Source organism: Paenibacillus sp. FSL F4-0125, from assembly GCF_038008565.1.
Taxonomy (GTDB): domain Bacteria; phylum Bacillota; class Bacilli; order Paenibacillales; family Paenibacillaceae; genus Paenibacillus_AQ.
Genome location: NZ_JBBOZJ010000001.1, coordinates 3505744 through 3530482 on the forward strand (window position 1 = coordinate 3505744; position 24739 = coordinate 3530482).

Consider the following 24739-nt stretch of genomic DNA (forward strand, 5'->3'; position numbering starts at 1 on the left):
CTTTCATAGATACAGATTTTTTATAAAAGTATAAATTTATTATTTTCAAAAGGAGGAAATTTTGGGATGATACGATCGAAATGGATGCAAAAAGCTTTGTCGATAGTTACGGCAACGACGTTGGCATTCCCTGGTCTGTTCGGCTTGGCACCTGCATCTGAAGTGTCAGCTGCGGGAGGGGCCGAATCTTTTGACTCTGTTGTACTAGAATTGACACAAGCGGCAGGTCAGTCAGGCAGGGTGAATCTTACCTATAAAGGTTCGCCTTTAAGCAGTCTGGTTAAAGGAGCGGTTATTGACGAGGTGAGTTATGATTCCAGCAATGCGAATCTTTTAACCGTTAATAATCAGGGGAACATTACATTAGCTAGCGGTTATACATTTGCGTCGTCAGGTGCTCCGGGCATCCCGGTGACAATCACGGCCACGGCGAGTTATTACCATGATTCAGATGTGTTATTCATGGAGGACTTCGAGAACAACAATGGTCCGATGACATCAACTGGCAAATTAGGTACGTCATACACGCTGTCCGATGCTCAGTCCCGCTCTGGATTGAAAGCGATTACACCATCGAGTGATACGAATAATGAAAATGTATCCCAAGACGTGGCATTGCCAGCAGGCAGCAATTATAAGATGACGGCATGGTATTTTGACCCGTACCCTGATGAGGAGAAGACAGCGACGGATAGAACTCAATTTGCTATTGTAGATGGCAAAAATGCTACCTTTGCTGGGACCATCTATCAAAGTTCAGAGGCTGATGTTATTCACAATCCGACGAGATATACATGGGCTTATGCACCATCATCAGCGGGTACAGCAGGCAAGCGTTGGAAAGATAGCGGGGCTTTACGCTCCACAGGCTGGCATAAATTCGAGTGGCTCATTACACCGAATGGTGCGACGTTACAAATAGACGGAACATTAATATCCGATTCAGCACAAAGTGATATTTACAAAGCTATGAAAAGCGGTACAACCATACAGCCTAAAATAGCTGGAGGATGGAACAACCAGTCAGGCAACAAAGCTTATATTAATAATAAACATCTAATCGACGATTTTTATGTTGTTAAAGATGTGGCTACAACAACAGGAACCAGAATATTAACATTGAATTTGGTACCTCCTGGTGGATTGCCAAATTTAGAAATACTCACTCAGCCAACAGCGGCAAAAGTGAAACAAGGTGAGACAGCAACATTAAGCGTTGCGGCATCAGCCGCTGCTTCATCTTATCAATGGTATGCATCTGGCGACGAGTCTGGCTTAAACGGCACAAAAATCAGCGGAGCTGATAAGGCGCTATTAACGCTTCCCAATGTGGACGCAGCTTCACAACAAGGTAATTTCTATTATTGCGAAGTGTCTTCGGCAGACGGAATTGTGGTGAAATCCAATGCTGTACCGTTGTTGATAACCACCAATACACAGGTGAATGCGCCAATTAACCCGACGCTTGATTCAGACACGGGCATTTATAGTGGCGCCTCCAATTACGGTGATACCCTTGTAACACTGTTCAAAGACGGTGGACCTGTTGGTTATTATTTATCGAAAAATGGGGGACCCGACCAGCCTAACAATCATGAAAGGCATCATGTCCTGCCCTATGCAAGGGCACTGGGTGTGGGCAACTACACGGTTACAGCCATCGTCATTAATAATGCGGGGGACATCAGTGAAGAAGTTGCAGCATCCGGAATATTAAAGATCGAGAAATTGCCTGTACCGGTAAATGTCAGATGGAACGGCACATACGCTGCATGGGACCGCGTCGCTAACGCATCTGCCTATTCGGTTCAACTCTACAGTAATGGAGTGGCTAAAGGAAGTCCGATTGCAGCAACAAGCAATGATGCGGCTTTGTCCCCGACTTTAAATGATACATTTAAAGTAAAAGCAAACGGCAACGCAACGTCACGATTCTTGGACTCTGATGAATCCGGGGAGAGTGCACAATATACAGCCAACATTGCACTAATTCGCAAGAGCGATACTTTACGGGCAGGAGATAGAACACGGTTAATCGTTGACACTGCTGATGTGTTCGTTGCTGATAACATCAGCTTCAGCCCGTCAGATCAAGACAAGGATAAGATTGAAGTTGATGATGCCGGATTCGTGACGGTTAAGAGAGGTTATGTTCCGACAGGGAACGAAGAGGTCACTGTTCAAGTGAGCGTTGATTACTTCAATAAGGCTGACACTATGTTTTACGATGGATTTGAAGGGGAGAAGAAATTTTCAAATGGTGCGAACGGATATGTTCACAGCGATGTGATGTCCCGTACCGGAGGAAAGGCCGCAACATCAAGCGGCGCCGGTCAGGTGGCTACTGTTCCAGGTACCTATAATTACGCCCCTGCAACCGGTAAAACAACAATCGTTAATGCTTGGTACTATGATGATGGCAGAGCGGCTTCCAATGACCACGCTGTCTTTGGCTTAACCCCATCGTCCAATGAACATATCGCAATAAATTATGGAAATGGAGATGGAGACTGGGCAGCAAATCTGACCAATTACGCAGTCAGACCCGGTTCATCCGGGAGATTCTATCCTGTAGATGTCAAGCGAAGTGAAGGCTGGCATAAATTTCAATGGTTCGTTACTCCAACAGGAACAACCTACAAAATCGATGGACAAGACATTCATAGGCAATCAACAGATGGCGGAAACTTTGATACCCTAGTGAAGAACAATATTTCCAAGATCGATGCATTGCAGCTTGCTACGAACTGGGGCAACAAGCCTGGAACCGTTAAGGATATACAGAATAGGCACTTTATCGATGACGTATATGTTATCGATAGTGGAATAACAGCCCAATCCGGAACAGCTTCTATTACGCTAAAGCTCTTGCCTAAAGAGTATAGTCACTTGGAAGACAGCACATACGTTATTGGTCTGGATGACTATAAAATCACCGTAAATCCAGATTTAACGGATCTAGCTGGAGTGGAGATCGGCACTGTTACTCTACAACGGGATGTAGATTATACAGTTAGTGGTAATGTATTGAAGATTAACAAAGATTCATTTACAAGAAATAATATCATGCCGGGGAAATATACCGTTAGACTTAATCTGAATCCTGCCGAGATCACATTTGAGTTAAACATTGCACCCCTTGAAGTCCGTGATTATTATTTCTCTAATAACGGTGACGATCATGCAGATGGACGTACACCAGATACGGCATGGAAATCAATCTCCAAAATTAATGAATATGTATTTATGCCAGGTTCAACCATTTATCTGGATGCGAATAGCGTATGGAATGAACAAATCAGACTGCGCGGTAATGGTGAGGAAGGAAATCCGATTACGCTTACAAAATATAATACGGCCGACCCTAACCAACGCCCGGTAATTAATGGTGGAGGAACTGGGTCGAGCCCATCAGGCATTTCCTTAAACGGAACCATTGAGTTATATGATGTTAACTATTGGGTAGTCAGTGGAATTGAAGTAACGAACATCGGCAATTCAGCAGGTGATGGCCGTTCTGGTATCGCTGTAATGTCACGGATTTCCAAGCTGGGACAAGGTCAGTTTAATATTCAAGATTATGCTGATGCTCGTATGCAAGGAATCGTCATTCGTGATAACTATGTTCATGATGTTAATGGGCTGCACCAAGCAAATGGAGCAAATAAGGTGTCCGGCGGCATCATTATTAATGGTTATGTAGATATATTGGTTGAAGGTAACAAAACCCTTCGCTGTGATAACGAAGGTATTCGCAATAATGCCTACGGGCCAAGCAATCCAGGGACTAATAACACAGGTATTACATGGAGTAACTCAAGCTACCCTTGGGCATCCAACGCTGTGTTTAGAAACAACTGGGTCTCTAGTTCGGTTGGTGATGGCATTGTCATGTCCGGCGGGAACAACTCCCTTGTGGAACGGAATGTGGTCACAGACAACGGTTACAGCTATTTAAGCGATAAGAGCGGCAACCTGGTTACGAACTGGGGACCAAATAATACAACACCAACATATCTAGGCTCGCAAAACTATGCGGCTGCGTGGATTATGGCAAGTAAAGGCACCATCTTCCGCTATAATGAAGCTGTGGATAACCCTTATCATGCAAGTAATGACGGTATGGCTTGGGACATTGACAACTATTGTCAAGACAATGTGTATGAATACAATTACAGCCGAAATAACTATGGTGGTTGGTACTTACAGATGAATGCTGCCAAGGGTAATATCGTTCGCTATAACATCAGTGTGAACGACGGTCGCAGCCCGGATTTTAACAAGAGCTTTAACAGTCTTATATTACTTGCGGGAGGTTCTTCAACGAGCGAGGAATTAAGCGGCTTATACTATAACAATGTCATCGTCACGCCATTGAAGAATAGCAGTTCGTTAGTGTTTGATCCGACGGCCTCCAACTTGCATATTTATTTCCAAAATAATATTTTTGCCTACACTGGGGCAAACAACCAGGTTGGGCTGAAAGGCGGGGGGACATCAGCTCCATTTGCGGCCGGACGGTTTACGAACAACATAGTATATCCAGCTAATCTTTTTGGGAGCATGAACGCAGGTGGAGGCGGGTACCTAGGTGTAGGCGTAACAGCAACAGACAACCGCTATGTAACGGAAGAGGAACTAAATTCTATATTAAATGATTATAAATCTGCGCCGGAACATTGGATTACCAACAGCGGAACAGTTGATGCCAAGCTTGATTACAGTGCGATGAACGGGTTCCGTCTTGCTGACGGTAATAACCTGGCCTATGGTGCAGGTGCTGAAATTGTAAGCCCATATGTGGATCGGGCGAATGCACTGCCTCATATGACGGAGAGAACAGATTTCTTCGGCAATCCACTTAGCGGCAGAACGCCTTCCATCGGCGCGCACAACCCATATGCGGTAACTTTTGATTCCAACGGTGGCAGCGAAGTTGTGATGAAGTTCGCTGATATGGGCGGGACAATTACTGAGCCAACAGCGCCGGCAAAAGAAAAAGCTGTTTTCGGCGGTTGGTATCAAGATGCAGGATTAAACGATGCCTGGAATTTCGTTGCTGATCCTGTTACAAGCGATATTGAATTATATGCGAAATGGGTTGATGACGCAGGTACGGCGCCAACCATTACGACGAATTCACTTGTGGATGGCAAGGTAGGACAACCGTATTCGGCCGTTCTTACCACTGACGGCGATAAGCCGATCAAATGGGCCGTTGTAGACGGTCAATTGCCATCAGGATTGAGCTTGGATGAAGATGCAGGTGTTATTTCTGGTACACCGGATCAATGGGGTCAATTTACGTTCAAAGTTCAAGCTAACAATGACGCTGGCAGTGACTCGAAATCGTTCAATATAGTGATCACTGAAGATGTCTCAGTTGAAACAGCTCCGGAGATTATCACTAAGACTTTGCCGAATGGCAAAGTTGGACAACCATATACGGTAACATTAGCGGTATACGGCAGCGATCCGATGACTTGGAAGGTCCAGGAAGGAGATTTACCAGTAGATTTGAACCTAGATGAAGTAACAGGCGTAATCTCGGGTACACCTCAAGAGGCAGGATCTTACGAATTCACTGTTACAGCAACGAATGATTTTAGTATAGATAAGCGAATATTCAGCATCGAGATTAAAGAGGATATGCCAGTTGCTACAGCTCCGGAGATTATCACTAAGAATCTGCCAAGCGGAAAAATTGGAGAAACTTATACGGTAACATTAGCGGTATACGGTGACGAACCGATTACCTGGACAGTGAGTGATAATTATTTACCTGCTGGGTTGAATTTAGAAGGAGCTACGGGGGTTATTTCAGGGGTGCCTACTGAACCGGGAACATACAAATTCACTGTTACGGCTTCCAATCATGCTGGCATGGATTCAATAGAGTTAACTATCGTAATTATTGCAAATAATAACGGCGGCGATAATGGCAATAACAATGGCGGAAATTCAGGTGGCCAAAGTAGTACGCCGGTATCGGATCGTATTGATGCTACAATTAAAGAGCAGCTAAAGAAGGGTAATCCTATTGAATTGACGATGTCAACCGGAATAGACGAGCTTGAGATTCAAAGCGATACAATCGGTGCGATTATTAAAGCCGACAAACCGCTAATCGTTACGAATGACACCGTATCTGTTGAATTGTCCCCTGAATTATTGAAGCAATTGAATACAGGAAAGCGGATGAAGGTTGTCATTAATCCTGTAGATAAAGGAGACGCGGTTGTAGGGCGGGGATATGAGTTGAAGATCTTCGCGGATGACCGGGAAGTAAAGGATTATACAGGACTTATACCAGTAACCTTTGATTTGACAAAAGAGAAGTTGTCACCTAACGATTTTAGCATGTTATGCGGTGTCTTGCTGAGATTGAACGGTAACACGGAACGTTTAGGTGGCAATTATGACCATGAGACAGGTAAATTTACCTTCACGGCAAAAGGGCTAGGCTATATCTTTGTTACAACCAAGCCTGAACCTGTGAAATTAGAACTTACTCTAGGAAAGAAAGGGTATAAATTAAACGGAATCGAAATGAGCATGGATGTTGCGTCGATGGTAGTTAAAGGCAGAACTTTAGTGCCACTGCGCTTCGTTGCTGATAGCTTAGGAGCAAAGGTAGGCTGGGACAACATTACGAAAACCGTAATGATTACCATGGAAGGTCAGACTTTGTCGATTGCGATCGGTAAACTTGTACCAGGAATGGATGTACCAGCCGAACTAGTAAACGGTCGTACTATGCTTCCATTACGCTTCATTGTTGAGTATTTTGGTGCAGATATATTCTTCGATAATACTACGAAATCCATTAGTATCAGGAAGTAGTATTCGCTAACATTAGGAGCTACACACGAAACCCTCTAACATGCATTGCAATGTTAGAGGGTTTCGTGTATGTACCGGGATGAGTAAAGCATGTACTAGGATGTACTAAAGTGTGAAGTGAAATGAGCCATATCATCATAAAAACTCCAGCCGTTAAGCTATTACCGGAGAACGATAGTACAATAACACAGTATGTTGAGCAGGCTACCGCAGCTTGCTCATTTTATTAAGCTAACGGGCAGTTTTGTTTCAGAAAGATATGAGTTGTCTACTATGATTCCATTACTGCCTCACCAACAACGATTATATAAGGATATTACAATCGTTTAGAAATGGACAGAAACTGTTATTGTATGATATTAAACATTTTAGAAGGGGGATTTTTCTACTATGCACATCAGATCAAACCATGCAAGAAATCTCAACATTTGGTCCCATAAAGGGATGTTCATTAGCAGAAAAAACGTAGAGAATGCACTTTACGACTACTGCAAATCTGCTATATCTATCAGTTGCATTAGCCAAGAAACGCCCGAGTATTTATGCATAAACGCTTTTTTTTGTATCACAGATCGATCATTAATCATAGTTGAAATCCAACTTCCGCCGGTTAAAAAGATGGGCCGTATACCTTACTGGCGACGACTTCAATTATGCCAAGAGCAAATGGCTTATGTTTGATCCTAACAATCCATCATCAATAAATATGTACCTGTCCGTGGAAATAGGAAAAAATTACTTGCCCTTTGAAAGATTATCTGTTATTTTTGATAGTAACAATATGTTATTAACATAATGATACTAAGTATAATTTATGTTTTTCGCTCTTTGAATGAGTGAAAAAAACGGAGGGATGCAAGATGAAAAAGGTGGCAGGTGGCTGGAATCTGTTCGAAATTTCGTGGTTGGTGCTGTTTACCTCAATTGCTGTCGGGTTTACGGTGATTACAAAGGACTCTTTATTCGGATTCACGGTTTTTATTACCGGAGTGTTATGTGTGGTACTTGCGGCAAAGGGTAACTTAATGAGCTATGTTTTCGGTATGTACAATACTGTCGGTTACGCATATTTGGCCTATATTAACGGTTTGTTTGGAGAGGTAATGCTGAATCTGCTATTCTTCGTTCCTATGAATGTCATTGGATTCTACATGTGGAAAAATAACCGTCAAGAAGACGGTAAGCTGACCATGCGACAGATGGATCTAAGAGGACTGCTCCTCGTTGGGATAGTCTGTGTGATTGGCTGTTTATTACTCGGATTTGGGCTTTCGTTCATTCCGGGACAGAACTCGCCTTACATTGACGCCACTACGACGGTACTGTCTGTTATTGCGACCTTCTTAATGGTTCGAAGGTTCAAGGAACAATGGCTGGTCTATATCGTGTTAAATCTCTTTACAGTGTTGTTGTGGACGATTCGTATGCTGGAGGGTAGCGGAGAAGGCTTACTGATGATTGTGATGTGGAGCTCGTATCTGGTCAATGCAGTTTACGGGTACTATATTTGGAATAAAGGGGCGAAGGAGGTGGCGGTATGAAAACGCTTGGACTAACACTTGGAAAGTTCGCCCCGCTGCATAAAGGTCATCAGTTTATGATCGAAACGGCGCTACAAGAGGTCGATGAATTAATCGTGGTCATTTACGAAACGACGGTCACACCGATCCCGCTTCATGTCCGGGCAAACTGGATTCGCAGGCTTTATCCAAAAGTCCGGGTAATTGAAGCTTGGGACGGCCCGGACGGGTATTCGGATGTTAGGGAGCATGAGATCCGGGAAGAACAGTATATACTCGGTCGACTGAACGGAGAGCAAGTAACGCATTTTTACTCGAGCGAGTTTTATGGCGGGCATATGAGTCTCGCTTTGGGTGCGGTAGACCGGCGGGTCGATGAAGCACGCGAGCGGGTTCCGATCTCAGCGACGATGATCCGTTCCGATCCATATAAGTTCAGGGAGTTCATAAGTGATATCGTGTACCGCGATTTGATTACGAAAGTGGTATTCGTTGGAGCGATGTCGACGGGTAAGTCGACGATCACCGAAACGCTGGCACGGAGATATTGCACGACGTTTGCGAGTGAATACGGACGCGATTATTGGACCGAGCATCAGGTGGACCGCCGAATCGGCTTGGAAGCGTTCGATGAAATCGCGGTGGGACATATCGAGCGAGAAGAACAGGCAATTCTTGCGGCGAACCGGTTTCTGTTCGTCGATACTAATGCAATTACTACGTATATGTTCGCCCTCGATTACCATGGCCGGGCCCCCGAGCTGTTAACCCGGATCGCTCTGGAGAACGCGCAACGTTATGATCTGTTCTTCCTATGCGATGACGATATTCCTTACGACGATACATGGGATCGCAGCGGCGATCAGAAGCGGCATATTTTTCATAAACAGATTATGGCAGATTTGAAGGAGCGGCGGATTCCCTATATTACGCTGCGTGGGAGTCTGGAGGAACGTATACGCAAGGTAGACGAGGTGCTGGCGAAGTTTGAGCCTTATGGAAACTTTTTTGGAGCGTTGAACGGTTAAATCAATAATAATGGAGGCGAACCGACTTGGATTTATTGGATAAGGATGGGCTTACGGAACGCGAATTTTTGGAACAGTACAGGGCAGGGGATTACGATCGGCCTTCGGTGGCGGTAGATATGGTAATCTTCACCGTGACAGATACAGAGGCGGATAGTTATCGCAAACTGCCAGAAAAGGAGTTGCGGATCTTGCTCATTCGCCGTGGAGCTCACCCCTTTCTGGGGAAATGGGCGCTACCTGGCGGCTTTGTCCGGCAGAATGAGACGACTGAGCAGGCAGCAGTAAGGGAACTTGGCGAGGAAACCGGCGTGGAAGACGTTTATTTGGAGCAGCTGTATACGTTTAGTGATATGGGGCGTGACCCACGAACGTGGGTGATAAGCTGCAGCTATATGGCTCTGATCAACAGTGATAAGTTGGAGCTTAAGGCGGGAGATGATGCCGCAGACGCCGCCTGGTTCAAGGTATCCTATAAGCCGCTGCGGGAGCAAAAAGAGCTGATTGAGGACGGATACATCAAGACTCTGGAATGCGAGCTCAAACTAAGCAGTGAAGATATAGAACTTTCGGCGGTCGTAGCGAGGACCATGACAGCGAAGACTTCGTCGACTAGCACGGATTATGAGATCGTATCGAATGACGGATTAGCTTTCGACCACGCTAAAATCATAGCATGCGCTATTGAGCGGTTGCGGGGAAAAGTGAATTATACCGATATTGCACTGCACTTAATGCCGAAGTTTTTTACCTTAACGGAACTGCAGCAGGTCTATGAGGTAGTTATGGATAAAGAGCTGTTGAAGGCGGCCTTCAGGCGTAAAGTGGTTGATCTTGTGGCGGAAACCGATCATTACACCGAAAATGCGGGGCATAGGCCTTCCCGCTTGTATCGGAGAAATTTGGAGGATTAACGATGATTTACAATATTGATGAGTTAAGAAAAGCATATAACGAGGGAAAAAAGTTCAAATTCGTGTTTTTTTGGGGACATACAGCGCCTAAGAACGGGAGCATCGACAAAAGCTGCTTCAGCCAATGGTGGATGTGCCCGTTTACGGTAGAGGGATTGCAGTACTCCTGTGCTGAGCAGTTTATGATGGCCGAGAAGGCAAGGTTGTTCAGTGATGACGAAATACTGGATTTCATCCTTAAAGCTAAACATCCAAAGGAGATGAAGGCTTTTGGACGTGCAGTCCGAAACTTTGACAATGACATTTGGGATAAGGAATGTTACGGAATTGTCAAAAGAGCCAGCTTGGCCAAATTTTCACAAAATCCGAAGCTTGCCGATTATCTCAACTCGACGAAGAACCGTATCCTAGTCGAGGCTAGCCCGCAGGACGGTATATGGGGGATCGGCATGGACCAGTCCAATCCAGATGCAGAGAATCCCGTGAAATGGCGGGGCAGAAATCTGCTTGGGTTCGCGCTGACGGAAGTGCGAGACGAGTTGCTTCGACGTTAGATTTTTACAAGGACGAGTAGAAATGGCTTTTGATTACATTTCCAAAATAATCCATACTTCCAGGTTATTATTGAGTGATGTACATTTCGGATCTTAAACCGTCCCGTCAACTACAGAAAATGTCTATCATTATTGAAAATAAGCAGCTTATGCTTGTGGAAGTCATGATTACTAGCGGAGCGGACCGAATCCGTAAACTTGTTATAATTGTTAAATGAAGCCCCGGAAAATAATAAAAATGGAAACTCATCATCTTGCTGGAATAAACAAATCAATCTTTTCAATTATAAGAAACACTGGTCCAAGGATGCAGTGTTTTTTTACTATGGAATTTTCTTACTTTCATCTATACTGTTCTCGAAAGAGCTCGCGGATTTCTGTAATGTTCTACGGAGTGTAAAACGACCGGCTCAATCAAGATCAGGTTGTTAATAGAATGCAAGGTGAAGCCGCTATTGGAGCAAGTTATTGGTAATTTACCTGATTGGTTAATCTGTCTGATAGTGAACTCAATTTAGAAAGAGGGATGTTACTTGAAAAGAAACATATTATACATTGAAGATAATGAGAAAATAGGCAGCTATCTAAAAGAAGAGTTGGAACAGCGAGGATTTTCGGTTCAGTGGCTGCTTTCTGGTGATGGAGCCGAAAAAGAAGTGAATCAGTATGGAATCGTTATTTTGGATATCATGTTACCCGGTTTGGACGGATTTACTGTAGGGAAACGATTAAAAAAAACAGCTCCTGCTGTACCTATTTTGTTGTTAACAGCTCGAACATCGATAGATGATAAGGTAGAAGGTTTACAATTTGCCGATGACTATTTAACGAAACCATTCCATACGGATGAATTAGTTGCAAGATTAGAAGTTCTAATCCGTCGAAGTGGCGGAACACATTCCGAACGCATTTCATTAGGAAATTATATTGAAGTAGATTCAGAAGCCCAAATGGTATTTGACAAACGCGCAGGAGAAGAAATTATATTAACAGGGAAGCAACATCATATTTTAATGTACTTCTTACGCCACCCTAATCAAGTTTTACCAAAAGAACAAATCTATGAAGCCATCTGGGAAGAAACATATATAACGGGTGATAAAACCTTAATGGTGCATATCCATCGATTACGTCAAAAGCTGGAACGTTATCCAGATTCCCCAGAGATTATTGAAACATTAAAGGGAATAGGTTATCGGGTGAAACTATGAGACAGACCCAATCGTTATTTCGTCGTTTTCTGAAAGTGCATTTTCTATTTATCTTTCTCCCACCAATTGTGCTGATTTTCTTCTCTGCGTTCATTGGGTTTGCTAACCATGGAGAACAACTGAATACGTTAAATCTATTTTATTTTACACTGCTTTTGTTTTGCTTTATTATGGTTGCTTTCGTTGTAATTTCTTGGCTGTTCTTCTTGAGACTTCGTAGACGTCTTACCTGCTTACAGGAAGCCATGTCATTTTCAGCTAATCATAATTCATTTCCTGAGCCCATATCTGTTCAAAGTGATCGGATGGATGAACTTGACCAGTTAGGAGGTTCTTTTAATTGGATGATTCAGCAGCTTGAAGACAGTCGCAAGCGAGAAAATGAAGAGGAATTATTACGACATCGGCTCATTGCGAATTTGTCTCACGATTTACGAACGCCTCTTACCATTTTGAGAGGACATATCACCAGATTAAATAAAGAATCCATAAGTGTGGAAGGACAAAGCTCATTAACAGAGATCAACCATACGATTACAAGAGTCGGTGAATTAATGGATGATTTACTTTCCTATACATTGCTTACATCTGGAAAATATCCCTTTGAGCCTGCTTCAATTGATATCGGACGTTTAGTAAGAGCATCTGTTGCTGCGTGGTATCCTGCATTTGAAGAAAAAGAATTTCAGTTCGATGTTGATTTACCGACAGAAGAGACTTTTTATTGGGAAGCAGATCCAAAATGGATGACAAGAGTTCTGGATAATTTATTTCAGAATATTCTTCGCCATGCAGCAGAGGGGAAATATGCAAATATTGTGGTGGATGTAGAAAAAGAACTGATCATGGTGGCAGACAGAGGTCCGGGTATGGATAACTCTTCGTATGAGGGTGGGGCTGGGATTGGTTTATCGACTTCAAATTATATGTTAAGCAAAATGAAGCTGAAAGCTGAATATAATTCCAATGAAAAGGGTATGAGTGTAGCTATTGGTAGAGCTTAACCTAAAGTTAACCCAGAAGTAAACAGGATGTAACCTTGCTTCTTTATAATTAGAACCATAACAGAAAGGAAGTGTTATGGTTGATAACAATTCATAACTTAGTCAAGCATCGCGGAACTGGGAAAATTTTATCAGGTATCAGCTTTAATGCTAGACCAGGCAGAGTAACAGGTTTTCTAGGACCAAATGGAGCAGGTAAAAGCACAACACTTCGTGTCCTGCTTGGGTTAGATCATGCCACTTCAGGAAGTGCACTAATTAATGGAAAGCCATTCGTAGAATTACATAATCCTCTTGCAACAGTAGGTGCCGCACTTGATGGTTTCGGAGCTCATCGTATGCGAACAGGACGGGCACACTTGCGTTGGATTGCTCGCGCCGCAGGATTGTCTAACTCACGTGTCGAGGAAGTTTTGGAAATAGTAGGTCTAACTAATGCAGGTGGGAAAAGAGTTGGGAAGTATTCTCTTGGTATGGGGAGAAGACTTGGAATAGCAGCTGCGCTACTTGGTGATCCAAAAATATTGATTTTAGACGAACCCGTAAATGGGCTCGACCCAGAAGGAATTCGGTGGATTCGGACATTTTTACGTGAACGTGCTGAGTCTGGAAATACGGTGTTATTATCCAGTCATCTAATGGGAGAGCTTGCAGAGACCGTTGATGATGTGGTGATTATTAAGCATGGAGTCATCGTTGCAGATGGAACATTAGTAGAAGTAATCGGCAACCATTCCACATTGGAGGAAGCTTATTTTGCTCTGACCTCTGAACATGCAGGTGATGTTGTATGAGGATATTCCACTCGGAATTGTCTAAATTGTTCTCCTTGCCGGGTATTTGGCTTGCCTCACTTATTGGAGCATTTGCCCCAGCGGTCGTTGCTGCCTTGGACAGTATAGCACAAAAAGAGGATATTATTGCTGGAGTCAGCACACGTCTACCGGAAGTTGGTTATATTGGATTAGGCTTTGGTGTACAAGGCGTCATCATCCTTGGTGTGCTTGCTGTCAGCAGTGAGTATTTGACAGAGAGCAGCGAATCTGGTGGAGGGCAACAGATTACAACAAGTTTAACTGTTGTTTCATCCCGTCTTCATTTTTTGCTGGCTAAAGCAGGCGCTGTGACCGTAATCAGCATACTGATTTGTATTGTTGCAATTATAACCATTGTGCCAGTTACGCATCTTATTCTTGGTGAATATACTCCTGCATTTGAATGGTCTAGACTTATCGGTGCAGTTTGTTACTGGACATTCACTGCTCTTTTAGCATTTGGGCTTACAATTCTAACGAAGAATGGCATTATCCCGCTTAGTGTGCTCATGATAAATTCATCTGTTGTATCTTTTAGTGTACTGCTTGCTAAGGTTACTAAGTTGGCATTTTACTTACCAGATCGTGCTGGTATAGATATGTTTATGTCTATGAGCGACAGATATCACACACCCTTCACAGGCGGTTTAGTCATGTTTGCCTGGGTAGTCGCTATTTTCATTGCAGCAGCTATTGTATTCCATAGGAGGGACGTTGCATCATGAGTGTCTCATCTAGTAGAAAGATAACACAAATTCTTGGTGCTGAACTGGAGAAATTAGTTACATTACCATTGATATGGCTCACTCTTATGATTACATTTATTCTTAATTTGGCTTTAGCTGCAGCTTTTACTTCTGGTGGTCTACAAGGTACAGCAGGAACGCAAAGTATACTGAATATAGGACTTGCTTCTATGGGATATCTTCAAGCAGGGTTCATTATTCTTGGTATCTTAGCTACTTGTTCGGAGTATACTGGTGGACAAATTCGAACTACTTTAACTACTATACCTTGGCGTGGGTTTCATTTATCCATGAAGCATTTGGCATTGGCGATTATAACCATTCCTGTGGCGTTTATTATTGCTGCATCAGGTGTACTCTATACTTTTATTATGATGAGAGACACAGCAGTAGTGATTGAAATAGACAGAATGATAACAACATTAGTAGGTGCAACAGGCTATCTAACATTAACCACACTTCTCAGTGCAGCTATAGGTGCTTTAATAAGACGAACCACTCCTGCTTTAGTGGTACTACTTGGTTATTATTTCATTGTCAGTCCATTAACGAGAGTTTTTCTACCTACTATTAATAATTATTTAAACTATTTTCCGGATACGGCAGGATCTTATATGTATATGCCGTCTTCCTCTGATGAAATTAGTGTCCTTACACCAATGCAAGGGACAGGTATTTCAATGTTATGGACACTGAGCTTTATTACAGTAGCTATTGTATTTTATCGTAAACGAGATGCCTAATTTTCGGTTTTATCATTTTGAAAAAAATAAGGAAATGAATTACCCCTCTGGATAAAGATTGGCTTAAAGCGATTTATGAAGAGCGAAAGCGAAAAATTAAGTCAGGGAGGACCAAAATGAAACTAAGCCGCGATAAGATAGAATCAGCTTTACTTGAAGAAAATAAATATACTTATGCAATCTTTGCTGACTGGAAGGTTGAATATATTACTGATTTCATAACAGCTGAGCGGACTGGAACCAGTACCGATAATTTTATTGCCTGGGTTAACGAGTGTTTAAATAATTAATATACGTAGCTCTAACAGAAATCCTTTAACCAAACGGGTTAAGGGATTTCTGTTCATTAGTTCTAGGAACAGGAAAAATATTGTTCATTTCCAATCAGTCTTTAATCGATACCCCGATTTAGATGCAGAAGACGACGAGAACTATCCTGTTGGTTTTTTATAACCGAAGAATCGTTGAGCTAACGGGCAGGCTAGCGTAAACAAAATGATCAAAAGTATTAACCATACGTAGTTAATTACATTTGGGGATTAGCGCAATGATTTTCGGCAGCTTCGTTTGGTTTACGAGGGTAGTTTAAAGAAATGTAAATATTTACTTACGAACTAGTGTTCGGTATAATGAACTTAATTCCATTACAAAAAGGAGATGTTGGATATGTATAAACACATTAAAGATTTTGCCGCAACTTGGCAGAATGAAACGGAAGCAACAATGCGGACATTGGAGGTGCTGACCGACGAGTCTCTTGGCCAACAGATAACAAGCGATCATAGAACGCTTGGACGCGTTGCATGGCACCTTGTACAGACGTTGCACGAAATGCCATCTCGGACGGGACTGTCTTTCGAAGGACCGGGTGAAGATATGCCGGTGCCAGCTTCGGCAGCAGACATCGCGTCAGTCTATAAGAGGACCTCACAAGCGCTCCTTGATGCTATACAGTCGAGTTGGAAAGATGAGAATCTGCTTATCATGAGCGATATGTATGGTGATCAATGGCCAAACGGCTTAATGCTGGATATTCTCTTAAAGCATGAGATTCATCATCGTGGTCAGATGACAGTCCTGATGCGTCAGGCAGGCCTTCGTGTGCCGGATCTTTACGGCCCGACAAAAGAGCAGTGGGCCGAGTACGGAGCACTACCTCCAGTAATTTAGAGTAAGAATATCCCATTTCGCCGTATGGCTATAGTGAGATTTACAAGTGTTTTATCATAGAATTGAAAGTGGTGGCTTGAATCATAGACAAGAGGATACCATCGGTCTGAAACTGTTGATTCTATTGAACTAACGGGGAACGCTAGTGGAATAGCGGTTGCTTCGGTAACTGACGATAGAACTGCTGGCTCCTTATTTTGACTTCAGTTGTGAAATGTGGGGATTATCGAATAAATTCCGTCAGGATATATTTGAAGCGACCGCCGCCAGTAATATGTATGGAATGATATTCACATATGTATGGGGATTTGATTTGCAGAGCGATTGGGATTAAATTTGTAAAATATTTGAGGATCAAGGTGCGGATGTCTATTTTGTTGAGCTTGAAGCCGATCTTGAGAAGAGAATAGTGCGTAACAAGACTCCCCATAGACTTGAACATAAACCGACAAAGAGAGATATCACACGCTCTGAACAGGATCTGAAATTGACAATGGAGCAACATCGATTGAACTCGTTAGAGGGAGAAATTAAATAAGAAAACTATTTGAGAATAAACAATACGAAAATCAACGCTCGTGAAGTTGCTGAAATCATAAAAAATAGATTCGCTTTATAACAATTCTTGTTAAATTAACGGGAACGATAGTTCAATCAATACACAAAGGCAGCCGGTCAAATGATCGGCTGCCTTTTCATTAAGCTAATGAGCAGTTTACAGTAACGAGACTGATACATTTTGGATTCAGAAAGCGTCTTTATACTGAAGCAGCAAAAGGAGGGGGGGAGGCTAGCCAGGCAGGAAAGATTGGAACAAATGAAAATTAAAGCTTTCTCAAAGGAGACTTGAGATGAGATTGTTTGAATTATTGCTATATTTATCAAACATCATTTTGTTTGTATTATCAGTCGTATTAAAAAAAGGTCAGCGTATAATTCCAGTATTCGTTGCAAGCGAGATCGCCGCAGTTTTACTGGTCATTCATTGGACGGTGGAAGGATACAGAGTTCAGCTGTTTTTCCCATATTGCATAACGGTCATTTTTTTAGCCATTTCAGGTTACAGTTATTTTAAAAAAAGCAGTTACAAAAAAATCCCTCGATTCCTATTGGGTTCAGCTTATACCGCAATAGCAATCATGCTGGTCGGAACAGCGGTCCTCATGTATGCTTTTCCTGTATTTAAACTCCCTGAACTGACAGGAAAATTCAAGGTAGGAACGCAAACGTTTCATTTTGTGGATACCAATAGAGAAGAGGTTTTTGATAAAGCAAGAGAGGGTAAAAGAGAATTAATGGTTCAGGTATGGTATCCGAGTCAAGCTGGAAGTGGTAAGCGAACTTCTTTTATTCCCGATACGCGGATTTTAAGTTATATGGCCGCGAACTATGGTCTTCCCGGGTTTACTTTTCAACACCTGAAGTACGTATCCAATCATGCATATTCGGAGGCGGCAATCTCTACGGCACAGACTTCATACCCACTGATCCTTGCGAATCCCGGCAACGGCTCTTCCAGGCTCCTCCACACGTCGCAAGCCGAATATCTCGCGAGTCACGGATATATCGTGGCAATGATCGACCACACCTACAACACATTTGCAACCGAGTTTCCGGACGGTCGAATTACGACCAGCACAACCAACGACTTATTCTCAGCTGACCATGATTATCGGACGGAAAGCAGAAATCGCGACAAGTTAGGGAAAGTTTTAACCGACGATGTAGTGTTTGTGCTGGACCAATTCGAGCTTATCCAATCAGGGCAGATTCCAAGTCATCTAAAAGGCTGGATTGATCTCGACCATGTCGGGGTGTTCGGTCATTCTATCGGTGGAGCAACGGCTTATGACGCATCTTACGATCCGCGAATCGCGGTTGGCATAGACCTGGATGGAGGGCTTTATCGTCTACGTGAAAGAGAGAGTCTGCGAAAACCGTTTTTGTTTCTCAACTCAGAAAGCTATTTCGAAAAATTAAAAATGGTGATGGATAACCGGGTCTACACGGATGCAGAAATTAACCGTATGGGCTCAACCAGAGAGTGGGAGAATCAAGTAACGGAAGATAAAAAGTTGGAGCTTGAACGGATGCGCGATACGGTCGAAGAAGGGGGACAAGTCCTCTATGTCGAAAATACGGAGCATTTGAATTTTACCGATGTACAGTTCATTACTCCGATATTCAAAATGCTGGGCGTTACAGGAAAGATTGCTCCTGAAAGAGCAAACTCCGTTATCAACGCTTATATGCTGGATTTCTTCGATATGTATCTGAAAAATCAAGATGGAATCTTAATGATAGGACCGGATAGCCGCTTTCCGGAGGTGAAGTTTCTAACTTCACTATTTTAAATTACTGAACAGCCTACCGAAATTGATAACCCCCTTCATGTAGACAGGTTTTATATAAACCGTTACTGATGGGGAGTTTTTATTTTTATCCAAGAGGATTAAGCTCGTTTTATGTGCAAAAGAGGGTTCTTCTAAGTTTGTTGCCTAGCAGATCGATTCCTTCAATAAAGTCCTCTTTCTTCAAGTTCATAACATCCATTGGCGGGTAGTTTGATCGGAGGTTTTGTCTCCGGACTCCTTGATGGGGACGTTATTAACCTGATTTATGGTATTCTGGCGGTCATCGCCGTGATTCTCATGCTAATACAGGGCAAGGGAACGGAAGAAAACGGGGAGGCGCTTCAATTCAATACCTTGATTGCGATTATATCCTCCTTTATAGTCGGAATCGTTTCAGGTATTGTAGGCGCTGGAGGCGCTTTTATTCTGATTCCGGTCATGCTCACTCTGCTCCACATTCCAGCACGGACGACCATTGCTTCCTCACTGGCGATAGTCTTTATTTCAGCCATTGGCGGAGTGGTTGGTAAAATTTCGGGAGGAACTATACCTTTATGGCCGACACTATTTACAGTCATTGGCAGCTTGATCGGTGCGCCATTGGGATCAAAAATCAGCGCTAAAATAAATGTAAAGGTACTGAGATATGCTTTAATCATGGATCTTTTAGGTGTATATTTAATTGTTTTGCTCTATACTATACCTATCCAGGTATAGTATATATGAGGAGATGACAGTTATGGATTACAATTATCCAAATGAGATCAAAACCCGTTTGCGCAGAATCGAAGGACAGATTCGCGGCGTACTGCGGTTAATGGAAGAAGGCAAGTCTTGTAAAGAGGTCGTTTCACAGTTGTCCGCGGTTCGTAACGCCTCCGACAGAGCGCTTGCTCAAATTGTGGCGGAGAATTTGCAGCAGTGTATTTTAGAAGAACAAGCCAACGGTAATCCCGATCCAGGAAAAATGGTCAAAGAAGCCGTGGAATTACTTGTAAAAAGCAGATAAACACGGGAAGACTAAAGATAATCAAACACCAGAAGGATGAATACAGCATGACTTTTAAAGAAATAAACTCTAGTGACTAGCCAAGCGTCTTAATCAAGGGGAGTCGTTCTCGATGCTCGATGTTCGTGAACTCGAAGAATGAGAGGAAGGCCATGTTGCAGGTGCTAAGCATATTCCGCTCGGTGAACTGACTTTGAGACTGAACGAACTTGACCCTGCACGTGAGACAATCGTGATCTGCCGCAGCGGTAATCGCAGCGGAATGGCTTGTGAGCTTTTAAACGCTAAGGGATATAAAGTTATTAATATGACCGGCGGTCTCCTTGCATGGGCTGACAAATTGGTTCGTGAATAAATAATAACAATCACCAGCAATGAGCAAATACAGAACCCCGTGCCCAGCGCGAGGCTCTGTTTTTAAGCATTTCATTTCTTAGAACAGCGAGCCATTTATCCATGAAGCAGCTCGTCAGCTTGCCGAGCTGCTTCCTCTGGCTGAAATCGATACCCTGCCCGGTCAGGATCATTCGGCGGTTGTAATGGCTCCGGATGTCCTGGCGAAGAAAATTATCGATCGCGAGCTGTAATAACCACAAGAAGATAAATGGAAGGGGATCCGCTCAGACGGAAACTCCGGTAATACTTAATTTGTTTGGATTTCAATCATTTTTTTGCCTTTCTCATGACCTACTATGTTAGATTATTCTAAGTGAGTATAGTTCATGTTCTGATTCTCCTTGTGTAGGTATGAGGTGATAACCTTCAATCTACACGAATCAGTCATGGGCTATTATTTTTGATCAAAATCAGCTTTCTCACTTCATATTACAATCCTTCACATACAATAAATGATATATATTACATACATTATCATGCTTTATATTATATACATTAATAGTTATTTTTATTAATATATGAGAGGAGGTTGAATGTAAACGTCAAACAAGTGGCGATGTGTGAATCATTGAACCTCTTAAATATGAAAATAGACAGGAGTAACATTGATGATTGGTCAAATTAACCCAGAAACTAAAAATGAAACCGCTATCAATAAATCTTATTCGCAAATGTACAGATGGATTCTATCGTATTTAAGCTCATACCGGATTACGTTTACCCTGACTGTATTGTTGGGAATCATTATTGCAATCATTGAGCTATTATTACCAAAATCCCTACAGATCTTCATTGATAAGGTGTTGCCTGTACGAAATCCGCATTTTATTATCTACGCTATCTTCAGCTTGGTGATATTGGTCTTCGTCAGCATTCTTCTATCATATAAAAAAAATACCATGGAAAGAAGCATGCAAGAGTATATTGCAAGAGATATTCAGTACAGTGTCTATCAAAAAATAAAGGGCATGGGATTTTCTTATTTTGAGGAACATCCGGTTGGAGAAAGTATAGGTTTATTACAGACGGAGGTAGATTCCCTTCAAAAATACTACAGGGAGCTGCTCCCAAAATACATACGTACTGGACTGTTCAGCGCCGTTTCGATCCTCTTAATGAGCACGATGAGTGTTCGCCTTACACTTATTCTTATCCCAACGATCCTTATTTACCATTTGTTCGGTTCCAAATTGGATCAGAAAGTATCCGATTACGGGAAACAGTGGGGAGACCAGAGGGTTCATTTGTATCAGACCGTCTATGAGACCTTGTCTTCTCAGTTGGAACTCAAGATTAATTCAGCTGAACTGTGGGGCAACCGTCGGAGTGAATCTGCGGTTCTCCTGCATAACCAAACATTGCTACGCTCATTTTCTTACCAAAACCTCCGGACGTCACTCCGACGTTTAGCACAATATGCCGGCGCTATCGGAACTATGCTCTATGCCGTTTACCTTCATAACTCCAACATCCTGACCGTAGGTGAAATTTCTGCTTTTTTGCTTTACTTTTTTATAGCTATGCAGAATATGACCGCCTTTATCGTTTTAACATCCGAGCAACGAACGATGCTGAAGCAAATCGAACGTTTATATTCTCTTCATCAGCTGGAACCTGAAATTACAGAGGACAAGAGTCCCTCTGTGATAGAACAGGTTGCAGGGAATGTAACATTTAAGAATGTTAGTTTTGCGTATAAAGGTAAAGCTGACGTGTTACAAGAGATTTCAATGAATATTAAAGCCGGGCAACGAGTTGCTATTGTTGGCCCTAGCGGAGAAGGAAAATCTACCTTATTGAAATTGATTCCTCGGTTTTATGACATTAAAGAAGGCTCAATTACCATTGATCAGGTCGACATCAAAAGGTGGCCACTTTGGAAGCTGCGAGAAGAGGTGGGTATTATTTTTCAAGAAACTTACCTGTTCGGCTCGACGATCAAAGAGAATATATTGGTCGGAAAACCTCAAGCTAGTGACGAGGAGGTGGTAACTGCTGCAAAAGCGGCTGCTGCCCACAATTTTATCATGAGCTTGCCGCAAGGCTATGACACCCTGGTAAAGGAAAGAGGAGTCATACTCTCAGGAGGGCAAAAACAAAGAATATCCCTTGCCCGTTTATTTTTAAAAAGCCCTTCGATTTTGCTGATGGATGAAGCCACTGCCGCTTTGGATAATATTAATGAAGTAGAAGTAACGGATGCCATAGGGCGTTTGATGAAGAACCGAACCATGATTACAGTTGCCCATCGAATCTCAACGATTAAAGATTATGATGTTATTGTTTATCTAAGGGGCGGAAAGATCGTTGAATCAGGAACCTATCAAGAATTGATAGATGCGTGTGGTGAATTCTTCCAACTTGTTAAGGGGCAGGGGGACATGGCATGAAATACTTCAAATGGACATGGACATATCTAAAGCGGCAGAAGCTATTGTTGGTCCTAATACTGGTTCTAACCGTTATCCAGATCATCACTCAATTTGGAGGGAACTTTTACCAAAAACAGTTAATTGACGATGTAATTGTTAAGGGAGATATGAATCTCCTCCGTTCAACAATCTTGATAATCGGTGTGTGCTATCTTCTGCATGCCTCATTGACATTTCTAAGTCCCTACGTATCCCTTCAAAATTATTCTAGACTTCGTCTGGACATGTCTGGATGGCTCCTGCGTTATATCAATCAGGTGTCAATCCTGAGAATCCAACGAGAACGTATTAATGATATGGTGAGTTTGTTTTTATGGCAACTCCATCTGGTTCCATTCGCTTTATCAGATCGCCTCTGGAATTTTATTCAAAATTTGACGTTAAGTCTTGCATTGATTATTTTCATTGCATGGGTCAGCCCCAAAATGCTATTCATCTGTATTCTTACTGCGATTATTTATGTATGGCTGGGATACTTCTATGGAATTAAAACAAAAGAAGCCCGGAAGAAGGTTTGGGATGCCCGTTATAAATTAGGGGTCTGTTTGGAAGAGGGGGTATCTGCTACCAGAGAAATTACAGCCTATAATCTGGATGAATGGGACTCGTCACGATACAATAGCCTATTTAAAGAATACTACGATCATAGCATGCAAGAAGTCCGGACTAATAATAAAAAGCTCATATGGAGTAAGGGACTGGAATGGGTCACGTTACTCTTCATATTTTTCTATGGCGCTTATATGGTCTATAATGGCCAAATGTCGATAGGTGTCTTTGTAGTCACTTATATTTTTGGAACGCAATATTTATCAACGGTCCTTGCTTTATTCGATTCGGGAACCGATATAATAGGTCATTTAACGCATGTGGAACGAATTATGAAATTTACCGAACAACCCATTGAGAAATCGGGGGAGCGGCGTCTTAAAAGCGGTGTACAAACAATATATCTTGATAAGATTACATTCCGCTATCCGGAACAGGAATCAGATGCTTTGCACGAGATTGAGTGCGAATTGCCTATAGGGAAGACCATCGGAATCGTCGGCGGAAGCGGATCCGGAAAATCAACCCTGGCTGGTATCCTCTTCGGGCTGCATGACCCTGGGGAAGGCAACGTTCTTGTAAACGGTATTCCTCTGAAAGAATGGGATTATGATGATTGGAAAATGAATACGGCCATCGTACTTCAAGAGCCCTATCTGTTCCATGACACCCTCCGCCAAAACCTGGTAATGGGGCAAGAAATAAGTGATGAAGCCATTATGCGGGTGCTAAAAATAGTTCAACTGGAATCTTTTATCCACTCTCTATTGAATGGGCTCGATACAATTATTGGTGAGAGAGGGATTACACTCTCAGGTGGACAGCGCCAAAGAGTGGCTCTGGCTAGGGCATTGCTGAGACCTTCAGAAGTCTTGATTCTGGACGAAGCGACATCCGCTTTGGATTTGGAAACGGAAAGAAAATTTCAAGCTGCATTGAGACAAGAAAGGCTCGGAAAAACCACAGTCATTGTTGCACATCGTTTATCCACGATTCGAGATGCCGATCTTATATTGGTTATGGATAATGGGCATGTGGTCGAACAAGGTGGACATAGTGAGTTAATGGCTTTGGGGGGATATTATCGGAAGCTTGTGGACACTCAAGAGAATATCTATCAAGATTAATGCCAAGTCGACAGATAAAAATATGTTAAGCGCATTAAACTATCGCGTCATAGATCGAGTCAATCAGCGCTAATTTAGTTAACAAAGGTTGGAAATCAACCGAAAGAAAAAGATCGAAGGGTTATTGACAGGAAGATATTGTTAACTATAAGCTTGAATAAATATTATCAAAACGCAAATATTGGGAGTATTAAGGGATATACCTGTTGCTCAGAGAACTGTCGGGAGGTGTGAGACAGTGTACAGGTTCCTCAACTCACCCATGAGTGATAAGACTGAATATTATTAAGTCTTATCGGCTAACCTCCGTTATCAGGTCCAAAG

The 24739-nt window shown here is 42.5% G+C and carries 17 protein-coding genes, 2 pseudogenes and 1 other annotated feature (1 of these 20 cut by a window edge); all 19 genes and pseudogenes read left to right on the forward strand.

What is annotated here, in order from left to right; genetic code table 11:
- The first annotated feature begins 66 nt into the window (after positions 1-66).
- The 19 genes and pseudogenes from NST74_RS15375 (at position 67) to NST74_RS15465 (ending at position 24415) form a co-directional block, all read left to right on the forward strand.
- The gene (locus tag NST74_RS15375) at positions 67-6843 is read left to right on the forward strand and encodes a stalk domain-containing protein (RefSeq protein WP_341113018.1); all 6777 of its coding nucleotides are present in this window, start codon (positions 67-69) and stop codon (positions 6841-6843) included.
- A gap of 860 nt (positions 6844-7703) precedes the next feature.
- Positions 7704-8384, forward strand: a complete 681-nt coding sequence (pnuC, locus tag NST74_RS15380; RefSeq protein ID WP_341113019.1) for a nicotinamide riboside transporter PnuC — start codon at positions 7704-7706, stop codon at positions 8382-8384.
- Positions 8381-9391 (forward strand): AAA family ATPase, encoded by a 1011-nt coding sequence (locus tag NST74_RS15385; protein ID WP_341113020.1) that lies wholly within the window; start codon positions 8381-8383, stop codon positions 9389-9391. Before pnuC ends, NST74_RS15385 begins: the two co-directional genes overlap by 4 nt.
- Positions 9392-9417: 26 nt before the next feature.
- Positions 9418-10305, forward strand: a complete 888-nt coding sequence (locus NST74_RS15390) for an NUDIX domain-containing protein (protein WP_341113022.1) — start codon at positions 9418-9420, stop codon at positions 10303-10305.
- Between the two features lie 2 nt (positions 10306-10307).
- Positions 10308-10859, forward strand: coding sequence for an NADAR family protein (locus NST74_RS15395; protein WP_341113023.1), 552 nt, complete (start codon positions 10308-10310; stop codon positions 10857-10859).
- 533 nt (positions 10860-11392) lie between these two features.
- On the forward strand, positions 11393-12070 hold the full coding sequence (locus tag NST74_RS15400; protein ID WP_341113025.1) for a response regulator transcription factor: 678 nt from the start codon (positions 11393-11395) through the stop codon (positions 12068-12070).
- Complete coding sequence (locus NST74_RS15405; protein WP_341113026.1) at positions 12067-13074, forward strand: sensor histidine kinase; 1008 nt, start codon at positions 12067-12069, stop codon at positions 13072-13074. Before NST74_RS15400 ends, NST74_RS15405 begins: the two co-directional genes overlap by 4 nt.
- Before the next feature lie 71 nt (positions 13075-13145).
- A complete protein-coding gene (locus NST74_RS15410; protein ID WP_341113028.1) occupies positions 13146-13868 on the forward strand; it encodes an ABC transporter ATP-binding protein in 723 nt (240 codons plus the stop codon).
- Entirely contained in the window at positions 13865-14614 is a 750-nt protein-coding gene (locus NST74_RS15415; protein ID WP_341113030.1) for an ABC transporter permease, read from the forward strand. Before NST74_RS15410 ends, NST74_RS15415 begins: the two co-directional genes overlap by 4 nt.
- Complete coding sequence (locus NST74_RS15420) at positions 14611-15378, forward strand: ABC transporter permease (RefSeq protein WP_341113031.1); 768 nt, start codon at positions 14611-14613, stop codon at positions 15376-15378. The genes NST74_RS15415 and NST74_RS15420 overlap by 4 nt, the downstream gene beginning before the upstream one ends.
- Positions 15379-15494: 116 nt before the next feature.
- Entirely contained in the window at positions 15495-15668 is a 174-nt protein-coding gene (locus tag NST74_RS15425) for a hypothetical protein (RefSeq protein WP_341113032.1), read from the forward strand.
- A 376-nt stretch (positions 15669-16044) separates the two neighbouring features.
- A complete protein-coding gene (locus tag NST74_RS15430) occupies positions 16045-16548 on the forward strand; it encodes a DinB family protein (protein ID WP_341113033.1) in 504 nt (167 codons plus the stop codon).
- Positions 16549-16717: 169 nt separating this feature from the next.
- Positions 16718-17167, forward strand: a pseudogene (locus NST74_RS15435) (shikimate kinase); the annotation flags it as partial.
- 232 nt (positions 17168-17399) lie between these two features.
- Complete coding sequence (locus NST74_RS15440; RefSeq protein ID WP_341113034.1) at positions 17400-18902, forward strand: alpha/beta hydrolase family protein; 1503 nt, start codon at positions 17400-17402, stop codon at positions 18900-18902.
- Positions 18903-19100: 198 nt separating this feature from the next.
- On the forward strand, positions 19101-19619 hold the full coding sequence (locus tag NST74_RS15445; RefSeq protein WP_341113036.1) for a sulfite exporter TauE/SafE family protein: 519 nt from the start codon (positions 19101-19103) through the stop codon (positions 19617-19619).
- 22 nt (positions 19620-19641) lie between these two features.
- Complete coding sequence (locus NST74_RS15450) at positions 19642-19911, forward strand: metal-sensitive transcriptional regulator (RefSeq protein WP_042127950.1); 270 nt, start codon at positions 19642-19644, stop codon at positions 19909-19911.
- Between the two features lie 157 nt (positions 19912-20068).
- Positions 20069-20266, forward strand: a pseudogene (locus NST74_RS15455) (rhodanese-like domain-containing protein); the annotation flags it as partial.
- Between the two features lie 649 nt (positions 20267-20915).
- The gene (locus tag NST74_RS15460; RefSeq protein ID WP_341113039.1) at positions 20916-22697 is read left to right on the forward strand and encodes an ABC transporter ATP-binding protein; all 1782 of its coding nucleotides are present in this window, start codon (positions 20916-20918) and stop codon (positions 22695-22697) included.
- Positions 22694-24415, forward strand: a complete 1722-nt coding sequence (locus NST74_RS15465) for an ABC transporter ATP-binding protein (protein WP_341113040.1) — start codon at positions 22694-22696, stop codon at positions 24413-24415. The genes NST74_RS15460 and NST74_RS15465 overlap by 4 nt, the downstream gene beginning before the upstream one ends.
- Before the next feature lie 168 nt (positions 24416-24583).
- Positions 24584-24739 (forward strand) — a binding site (T-box leader); it runs 70 nt beyond the window's last position.

What these genes read in the sequence shown, in the direction of transcription:
- pnuC (WP_341113019.1), top strand. Translation starts at nt 7,704, where the DNA reads ATGAAAAAGGTGGCAGGTGGCTGGAATCTGTTCGAAATTTCGTGGTTG.
- NST74_RS15420 (WP_341113031.1), top strand. Translation starts at nt 14,611, where the DNA reads ATGAGTGTCTCATCTAGTAGAAAGATAACACAAATTCTTGGTGCTGAA.
- NST74_RS15405 (WP_341113026.1), top strand. Translation starts at nt 12,067, where the DNA reads ATGAGACAGACCCAATCGTTATTTCGTCGTTTTCTGAAAGTGCATTTT.
- NST74_RS15385 (WP_341113020.1), top strand. Translation starts at nt 8,381, where the DNA reads ATGAAAACGCTTGGACTAACACTTGGAAAGTTCGCCCCGCTGCATAAA.
- NST74_RS15460 (WP_341113039.1), top strand. Translation starts at nt 20,916, where the DNA reads ATGATTGGTCAAATTAACCCAGAAACTAAAAATGAAACCGCTATCAAT.
- NST74_RS15375 (WP_341113018.1), top strand. Translation starts at nt 67, where the DNA reads ATGATACGATCGAAATGGATGCAAAAAGCTTTGTCGATAGTTACGGCA.
- NST74_RS15395 (WP_341113023.1), top strand. Translation starts at nt 10,308, where the DNA reads ATGATTTACAATATTGATGAGTTAAGAAAAGCATATAACGAGGGAAAA.
- NST74_RS15465 (WP_341113040.1), top strand. Translation starts at nt 22,694, where the DNA reads ATGAAATACTTCAAATGGACATGGACATATCTAAAGCGGCAGAAGCTA.
- NST74_RS15425 (WP_341113032.1), top strand. Translation starts at nt 15,495, where the DNA reads ATGAAACTAAGCCGCGATAAGATAGAATCAGCTTTACTTGAAGAAAAT.
- NST74_RS15415 (WP_341113030.1), top strand. Translation starts at nt 13,865, where the DNA reads ATGAGGATATTCCACTCGGAATTGTCTAAATTGTTCTCCTTGCCGGGT.
- NST74_RS15440 (WP_341113034.1), top strand. Translation starts at nt 17,400, where the DNA reads ATGAGATTGTTTGAATTATTGCTATATTTATCAAACATCATTTTGTTT.
- NST74_RS15450 (WP_042127950.1), top strand. Translation starts at nt 19,642, where the DNA reads ATGGATTACAATTATCCAAATGAGATCAAAACCCGTTTGCGCAGAATC.
- NST74_RS15430 (WP_341113033.1), top strand. Translation starts at nt 16,045, where the DNA reads ATGTATAAACACATTAAAGATTTTGCCGCAACTTGGCAGAATGAAACG.